Consider the following 5,934-nt stretch of genomic DNA (forward strand, 5'->3'; position numbering starts at 1 on the left):
CGCATCCACGGCACGAACAAGGCGCTGGCCATCACATCCGACTGCAACCCGCACTATGTAGCCGCCGATCCCTATGAAGGCGGCAAGGCCGCCGTGGCCGAGGCTTACCGAAACCTCTCCGCCGTCGGCGCGACGCCGATTGCAATCACGGACAATCTCAATTTCGGCAACCCGGAAAAGCCGGCCACGATGGGCTATATCGTGAAGGCCATCGAAGGCATGGCCGAAGCCTGCCGCGAACTCGATTTCCCGGTCGTGTCGGGCAACGTGTCCCTCTACAATGAGACCGATGGCATTGCCATTCCGCCGACACCCGTTGTGGGCGGCGTGGGCCTGATTGAGGATTTGTCAAAGGTGGCGACGCTCAACGGCGCGCAGCCCGGGGACACCCTGGTTGTAGTCGGCGAAACAAAGGGTCATCTTGGCGCTTCGCTCTACGCTCGGGAATGGCTCGGACTCAAGGGTGACGATCTAGGTACTCCGCCGCAAGTGAACCTCGCGATTGAAGCAAAGAATGCAGCATTCGTTCGCGAGATGATACGACAAGCGAAAGTCACCTCCGCTCACGACGTGAGCGAGGGTGGTTTGATATGTGCCGCCATCGATATGGCGCTGGCCACCGGAATTGGAATCATCATTGATCCAACTATTCACAAAGACCTTACGAATTGCACTTGGTTGTTTGGCGAAGATCAGGCGCGAACCCTCGTTTCCGTCTCCGAGGACTGTTTATCAGAACTAATTGGAAGAGCGGCAGTCGCTGACGTTCACGTAGACGTACTTGGCCAGCTCACCGAGTCCCCAGACGATGACCTGTTGGTCCTAGGAACATACGGCGTGGTTTCCGTCGGAGAGCTAAGAAAAGCCCATGAGGGGTGGCTGCCGGCCTATATGAATTCCGTCGACTGAACGAGAAACACCCCTTCTGAATTCTGCAAAAGGGGTGCTCACTCTGGTGACTTTATGTCAGGCTAAAACTTGTAGCCAACGCCCAGCATCACACCATTCGTGTCGGTATCTTCGAACGAATAGTAGGTGTAGTCGCCGCGAAGCTCCCAGTTTTCGGTCAGGTCATATGTAAGACCTGCACCGATGGCCGGGCCTTCCTCGGAATCCTCAACCGTAATCGGCGTACCGCCCGGCGTGGCCAGCGACGCATCAAGATCGATATATGCATAACCGGCGCGACCGAAGGCGCTCAGGCGCTCCGTAAGCGGCACATCTGCGCGGCCATACAGACCAACCAGATAGTTCAGGCCGATGTCGCCGGAAGCGCCGATCAAGTCGTTGAAGTCGCCATCATTGTTGTCGTCGAGATTGAATTCGTCTTCGTCAACATTGTAGTCGAATTCGCCATCATCGATGCCCGAGGCCAGTTCACCTTCAAGGCTAAAGACATTGTTGAACTTGTAGCCGAGACGCGCGGCGATGCCGTTCGTGTCAACACCCTGCTCTGCACCATCGGGTTCGATTTCCAGGTACTGGTACCCGCCATCAAGATAGAAGCCCGTGTCACTCTCATAGGACTGCGCCTGAGCGGACACAGCCAGACCCGTGGCTGCAGATGCGATCAGAAAATACTTAAACATGTGGTCTCCTTTAAAGACGTGTTCAGCTCCCGCCAGATCGGCGAGACCACAAGAAAACCGTGTCTGAACTGTGTCTGTTCCCATGACAAATCCGCAACCCCCAGCAGTTGCCGGAAAGTCACATGTTCTTAATGCGGATTAACCACCCTTACCGTTGTTTTATTTATTGAAATACGGTGCTCAGAGACTTTCGTGCAGCATTGCAAATCGGTGACACACAGTGGGTTTGGAACCAACCCGCGGTGCCGACGTTCTCACGCCCTTCCTCCTTGAAAGGATTAGTTTTCCTGCCGCTTGGACGAGATGAGCCAGGCATCCGCCGCCTTCACCGCCATAACAAGCGTGTCGCCCGCCCGCACAAAGAAATCATGTGTCAGATCGCCATAATCATCCGAAGGGGCGTGATATCCGGGATGGTCTTCGACCCCAAAATACAGAAATGGAATGCCGATCTCGTGAAAGACGGCATGATCGGACTGGTTGGTCCAGTCATCCTGTCCGAGTTCAGGCGAGTCATGTCCTGTGAGCAGGGTTACCGGCACTTGGGTGACCAAATCATCAATCATGGGCTTCAGCTGCGGGTAAGGCGTGGTGCCAGCGACATAGAGTTCTCCCGCGTCGGATCGCCCAACCATGTCGAAATTCATGGTCAATGCGACCCGCCCAAGATCAATCAGCCCAGATTCGACCAGAGCCTTTGCGCCCTGATAGCCGATTTCTTCGGCGTCCAGCGCGGCAAAGACGATGTCGTGCTTGGGAGGATTTCGCTCGAAATATTCTGCGACACCGACAAGCGCGGCCACACCAGAGGCATTGTCGTCAGCGCCATTATATATTTCTCCGTCAACGATGCCGAGATGGTCGTAATGGGCCGTAACCACGAGCATGGGGCCCCGCCCCGGCGTCTCCCCGGCGATCCAGCCAACAATATTCACACCGTCTGCCGGTTCCGATAACCCGTCCATTGGCCCCGGCAGGACTGGAAAGGCGTACTCGTATGTCCCGTGGAACCTGCGCAGCTCCATCGTCTCGAACCGCTTCAGGATGAATCCCCGTGCTGCGGCATTGCCCGATGATCCCGCAGCACGGCCTTCCAGTGCGTCCGAGGAAAGCGTTTCCGTCAGGTTCAGCATGGCTGGGCCGTCTACATACATCGCGCGATACTCCGTGAGACGGTCCGCCACGTCGTCATCGCGGTTCATGTAGAAGAAGACGCCCGCGACAATCATCACAATGAAAAGAACTTCGGCGAGAATGAAGGCGCGCATTCTGGTCATGGGGGCGAATCCAATCATGATTTCTGTTATTACCACTTTAGAGTTGCCCTCCTGATGTCACAATCGGTTCAGCCGGATGCTTGACGTCGCAGGTGCTAAACGCCAGTTCTGCCACGCAACTGGAAGGAACTGCCCATGGCCATGTCACGCGAGACGCTGCTCGGATATCTCACCGACGCTTTCCCGGAAGCCGAGATCACGCTGACCGACCTGGCGGGCGACGACAATCACTGGCAGGCCGAGATCGTCAGCAGCCAGTTCGCTGGCATTCCCCGCGTGAAGCAGCACCAATTGGTCTATTCTGCCCTGAAAGGCACGATGGGGGGCGAACTTCATGCGCTGGCCCTGAAAACGCGGGCACCGGATTCCTGAATCTGACGCATTGACGATACGGTCGGTTCGTTATTGTTTCATCCGCAACCAAGGATGAGGAAACGACCCCATGAAACGCCTGACCTTAACCACCAGCGCCATCGCGCTGAGCTTCATGATTGCGGCCTGCGCCGCGCCTGAAGCTGTAGATGAAACAACTCTCGACACCGCGCCTGAAGTGGTCGCTGAAGTCGATCATTCCGTGGAAATCGCTGAGGCCCGCGCCTTCCTGGAGCGCGCCGAAGCTGAACTCGCCGCGCAGAGCCGTATTGCCGCGCAAGCCTACTGGAACCAGGCCACGAACATCACGCCCGAAACCAACGCGCTCGCAGCCGAAGCTGGTGCGGCATCGACCATCCTCGCCGTTTCACTCGCGAATGAGTCCAAGCAGTTCGATGTCAGCGTCCTGCCAGCTGATTTGGCGCGCAAGATGACCATGTTGCGTACCGGGATCACGATCCCTGCCCCGTCGACGCCGGGCGCAGCCGAGGAGCTTTCGCAGATCACGACCAGTCTCGACGCCACCTACGGCACCGGAAAATTCACCTATAAGGGCGAGGCACTGAACCTCGACCAATTGTCGACGATCATTGAAACCAGCCGCGACCCGGAAGAGCTCAAAGCTGTCTGGGAAGGCTGGCGCACGATCTCCGTGCCGATGAAGGACGATTATGCCCGCATGGTCGAGATCGCCAATGAAGGCGCAAATGAGCTTGGCTTCGAAAGCCTCGATCAGATGTGGCTGTCCGGCTACGACATGGCACCGGAAGAGATGGAAGCTGAAGTGCAACGTCTGTGGACGCAGGTGGAGCCGCTTTATGAAGAGCTGCACTGCTTCACCCGCGCCAAACTGAATGAAGAATACGGCGACGATGTGCAGCCGCGCACCGGCCCGATCCGCGCTGACCTGTTGGGTAATATGTGGGCCCAGCAATGGTCATCCATCTATGACGTCGTGAAGCCTGACGTGCCGGGACCAAGCTACGACCTGACCGAACGCCTCAACGAAAAGGGCTATGACGCCATCAAAATGGTCGAGACAGGCGAAACCTTCTTCACCTCCCTCGGCCTCGAGCCGCTGCCGGAAACTTTCTGGGAGCGTTCCATGATCGTGCGCCCAGAGGGCCGCGAAGTCGTTTGCCACGCCTCAGCCTGGGATCTGGACGATGAGGAAGATGTACGCATCAAGATGTGTACCGAAGTGAACTCGGAAGACTTCTATACGGTCCATCACGAACTGGGTCACAATTTCTACCAGCGCGCCTACAAGGATCAGGACTACTTGTACAAAACCGGCGCACATGATGGCTTCCATGAGGCCATCGGCGACTTTGTCGGCCTGTCGATCACACCGGAATACCTCGAACAGATCAATCTGATCACCGCTGAGGAAAAGCCGGGCGCTGATGCCGACACGGCACTTCTGATGCAGACCGCGCTCGACAAGATCGCCTTCCTGCCGTTTGCGCTGACCGTTGATGGCTGGCGCTGGGATGTCCTGTCTGGTGAAACTGCGCCAGAGGCCTACAACACGTCATGGTGGGATCTCCGCCTGAAAAATCAGGGCCTCGTACCACCGGCCCCGCGCCCGGCAGACGCCTTCGATCCCGGCGCGAAGTACCACATTCCGGGCAACACGCCCTATTTGCGCTACTTCCTGAGCTACATCCTGCAGTTCCAGTTCCACAAGGCCGCTTGTGAGCAGGCTGGCTGGGAAGGACCGCTGCATCGCTGCTCGATCTATGACAACAAGGAAGTGGGCAAACGCTTCAATGCCATGCTGGAAGCTGGCGCGTCACAGCCTTGGCCGGACACGCTGGAAGAATTCACCGGCACTCGCGAAATGGATGGCAGCGCGATCATCGAGTATTTCGATCCGCTGATGCTCTATATGAAAGACCAGAACGCCACCGAGAGCTGTGGCTGGTAAACACCGTTCCCAATTGACGCGGTCACCCAGACGAATAGTCCTGTGGGTGGCCGCTGTCTTTTTTGTCATCGGTGGCCTTGCTGCCAGCAATCCGTTGAACAGATACCTGCTCTGGCGAAACCTAAGCGTAGACAAGCTGGATCGGATGATAGACTCGCATCTTCATGAACGTCATGAAGGTGTAGAATATGCCTGTCTCTACACCGTCACTTGCGCCAGCGGGCGGGCGCGATTGGAATTGAGGACCAGCCTGTCAGACACTGAACTTGATGACATCAGAGAAGCTATTTGGCGCCGTAAGTTCGAGGACTACTGCCCGGGCAGAACAACGAATTTGGGGCTTGAATTTCTCACGCCGGACGCCGGTCAGGCACGCCGGGACATTTGGACGTTCGGAGGAGGATTCATGGGCGAACACACCCGGTTTAATGGCGGATCCTTTTCACAAGAGGCACCATGGGAACCCTGCACTCTGGAACGCGCCTATTGGCACCGCGAACCGGATTCAGTCCCTTGACCTGAGCAAGCTCCCCACTCACATCTACTGAAACACCGGAGACTTCCCCATGACCGACCAAGCCACCCTTGACGCCATCGACAAAGCCGTCAAAGCCAATGACGTCGTACTTTTCATGAAAGGTACACCGACGTTCCCGCAGTGCGGGTTCTCATCAGTTGTGGTGCAGGTTCTGGACTATCTTGGCGTGGACTATGTCTCGACGAACGTTCTGGAAGATCAGGCCGTGCGGGAAGGCATCAAGGCCTA

At 56.9% G+C, this 5,934-nt stretch carries 6 protein-coding genes; 4 read left to right on the top strand and 2 right to left on the bottom strand.

The genetic code is table 11. The features are described 5' to 3' along the window. Window positions 1–909 (top strand): AIR synthase related protein (locus B4F73_RS14425; protein WP_290483604.1); only part of this gene is annotated, 909 nt, incomplete at its 5' end. A 62-nt stretch (window positions 910–971) separates the two neighbouring features. Here the strand turns inward: B4F73_RS14425 and B4F73_RS14430 are convergent. Together B4F73_RS14430 and B4F73_RS14435 are read right to left on the bottom strand one after the other, a co-directional pair. Next, on the bottom strand, window positions 972–1,589 hold the full coding sequence (locus tag B4F73_RS14430; RefSeq protein ID WP_034815756.1) for a porin family protein: 618 nt from the start codon (window positions 1,587–1,589) through the stop codon (window positions 972–974). Between the two features lie 278 nt (window positions 1,590–1,867). Further along, a complete protein-coding gene (locus tag B4F73_RS14435) occupies window positions 1,868–2,866 on the bottom strand; it encodes a M20/M25/M40 family metallo-hydrolase (protein WP_290483605.1) in 999 nt (332 codons plus the stop codon). 135 nt (window positions 2,867–3,001) lie between these two features. Between B4F73_RS14435 and B4F73_RS14440 the strand changes: the two genes are divergently transcribed. From B4F73_RS14440 to B4F73_RS14450, 3 genes are all read left to right on the top strand, one after another. Continuing rightward, window positions 3,002–3,238, top strand: coding sequence for a BolA/IbaG family iron-sulfur metabolism protein (locus B4F73_RS14440; RefSeq protein ID WP_034815527.1), 237 nt, complete (start codon window positions 3,002–3,004; stop codon window positions 3,236–3,238). 70 nt (window positions 3,239–3,308) lie between these two features. Next, a complete protein-coding gene (locus B4F73_RS14445; protein ID WP_290483606.1) occupies window positions 3,309–5,168 on the top strand; it encodes a M2 family metallopeptidase in 1,860 nt (619 codons plus the stop codon). Between the two features lie 566 nt (window positions 5,169–5,734). Continuing rightward, on the top strand, window positions 5,735–5,934 hold a 200-nt coding region (locus tag B4F73_RS14450; RefSeq protein ID WP_290481538.1), incomplete at its 3' end, for a glutaredoxin domain-containing protein.

Origin of the sequence: Hyphomonas sp. UBA3601 (genome assembly GCF_002375605.1) — a bacterium.
GTDB lineage: Bacteria > Pseudomonadota > Alphaproteobacteria > Caulobacterales > Hyphomonadaceae > Hyphomonas.